The organism is Shigella sp. FC1544 (assembly GCF_001722145.1).
Taxonomy (GTDB): domain Bacteria; phylum Pseudomonadota; class Gammaproteobacteria; order Enterobacterales; family Enterobacteriaceae; genus Escherichia; species Escherichia coli.
In genome coordinates, this window is record NZ_MECT01000289.1 from 1 (window position 1) to 1,531 (window position 1,531).

The window sequence follows — 1,531 nt, forward strand, 5'->3', positions numbered from 1 at the left end:
GGCTTACTACACCCGCAAAATGAGTCAGGGAAAACGACACAATCAGGCGCTTATCGCCCTGGCGAGACGACGCTGCGACGTTCTGTTCGCCATGATGCGTGACGGGACTTTTTATACCCCGCAGGGGTCATAACATGCTTGACAACTTAATAGGGGCACTCCCCCGCTAAAGTGTTGCCCGAAAACTGGTGGCAACATCCAGCTGCATTAGGTGCAACTGACAGTGATATCGAAATCATCAAACGTCAGTGGGGTGCGTTTTACGGTACGGATCTGGAGTTGCAACTGCGCCGCCGAGGTATCGATACAATAGTGTTATGTGGGATCTCGACCAATATCGGTGTTGAATCCACCGCCCGCAATGCCTGGGAACTTGGCTTTAATCTGGTGATTGCCGAAGACGCCTGTAGTGCCGCCAGCGCCGAGCAACACAATAACAGCATTAATCATATCTACCCGCGCATCGCCCGTGTGCGTAGCGTGGAAGAGATCCTTCACGCGTTATGATTTACATCGGTCTACCGCAATGGTCGCATCCTAAATGGGTGCGGTTGGGGATCACCAGCCTTGAAGAGTATGCCCGCCACTTTAACTGCGTGATACGGAATTTTTAAAAATCACTAAAGAACGCCCAAGAGCATGTTTTTTATTTAGAAGAATCAAAGCGTTGTATTTCCATGTCATATAAAAATCGGCAAAGTTCATATGTAACAAAGTGTCCCAATCATGCCCCAAAATGCCCCACAACAAATATTTTTGCCCCATGCATGCCCCAAAAAATCACTTTCCTTCACCCTTGATACTGTTTATCCATACAGTTAAAATTGATACTGTATACAAACACAGTGTAGAGGGACTTTTATGCGTATTGAAATCTGCATAGCCAAAGAAAAAATGACTAAAATGCCAACCGGTGCTGTGGATGCGTTAAAGGAAGAATTAACCCGACGCATCAGTAAACGTTATGACGATGTAGAGGTGATCGTAAAAGCTACCAGCAACGATGGCCTTTCTGTTACGCGCACCGCCGATAAAGATTCAGCTAAAACTTTTGTTCAGGAAACTCTGAAAGATACCTGGGAGTCTGCTGACGAGTGGTTTGTTCACTAATTAGCACGTAAAATCTGTAACGGATGGAAATCATTCAATACTCGCACTATCGGAAGTTCACCAGCCAGCCGCGGTACGTTCTTACATACGATGTACCGCTGTTCTCTTTACGATTTATAGCTGTACTGGTGAATTATGAGCAATCTGAATCCATGCATGACGTGTGGTGCCTGTTGTGCATTTTCCGCGTCTCTTTTTACTGGGCAGAAGCTGACGATGCTGGCGGAAAGGTTTCGGTCAGTCTCACTGAGCAAATATCTCCTTTTCATCGCTGTATGCGCGGCACCAATCAGAAAAATCCCCGATGTGGCGCTCTTGCCGGCCCCGTTACTTTATTCGTACCCCTTATAATGGGGTGTTAGCCAGCCAGACCCGGCATGATTACTGCCCCCAGTCGTCCATGATCCGGGGGGTGATGTCA

At 47.4% G+C, this 1,531-nt stretch carries 2 protein-coding genes and 4 pseudogenes; 5 read left to right on the forward strand and 1 reads right to left on the reverse strand.

Annotated elements, in window-relative coordinates:
* The 4 genes and pseudogenes from BGK49_RS29530 to BGK49_RS14450 form a co-directional block, all read left to right on the forward strand.
* Window positions 1–133: pseudogene (locus BGK49_RS29530) on the forward strand (IS110 family transposase); the annotation flags it as partial.
* Between the two features lie 26 nt (window positions 134–159).
* Window positions 160–507: pseudogene (locus BGK49_RS14440) on the forward strand (hydrolase); the annotation flags it as partial.
* Window positions 504–608: pseudogene (locus BGK49_RS31125) on the forward strand (hypothetical protein); the annotation flags it as partial. The pseudogenes BGK49_RS14440 and BGK49_RS31125, both read left to right, overlap by 4 nt.
* Window positions 609–861: 253 nt before the next feature.
* Entirely contained in the window at window positions 862–1,110 is a 249-nt protein-coding gene (locus BGK49_RS14450) for a DinI-like family protein (RefSeq protein ID WP_001217553.1), read from the forward strand.
* Here the strand turns inward: BGK49_RS14450 and BGK49_RS31130 are convergent.
* The gene (locus BGK49_RS31130) at window positions 1,107–1,202 is read right to left on the reverse strand and encodes a capsid protein (RefSeq protein WP_072059067.1); all 96 of its coding nucleotides are present in this window, start codon (window positions 1,200–1,202) and stop codon (window positions 1,107–1,109) included. The two genes, BGK49_RS14450 and BGK49_RS31130, sit on opposite strands and share 4 nt — an antisense overlap.
* A gap of 43 nt (window positions 1,203–1,245) precedes the next feature.
* Here BGK49_RS31130 and BGK49_RS14455 point away from each other — a divergent pair.
* Window positions 1,246–1,433, forward strand: a pseudogene (locus BGK49_RS14455) (YkgJ family cysteine cluster protein); the annotation flags it as partial.
* Window positions 1,434–1,531: the final 98 nt, after the last annotated feature.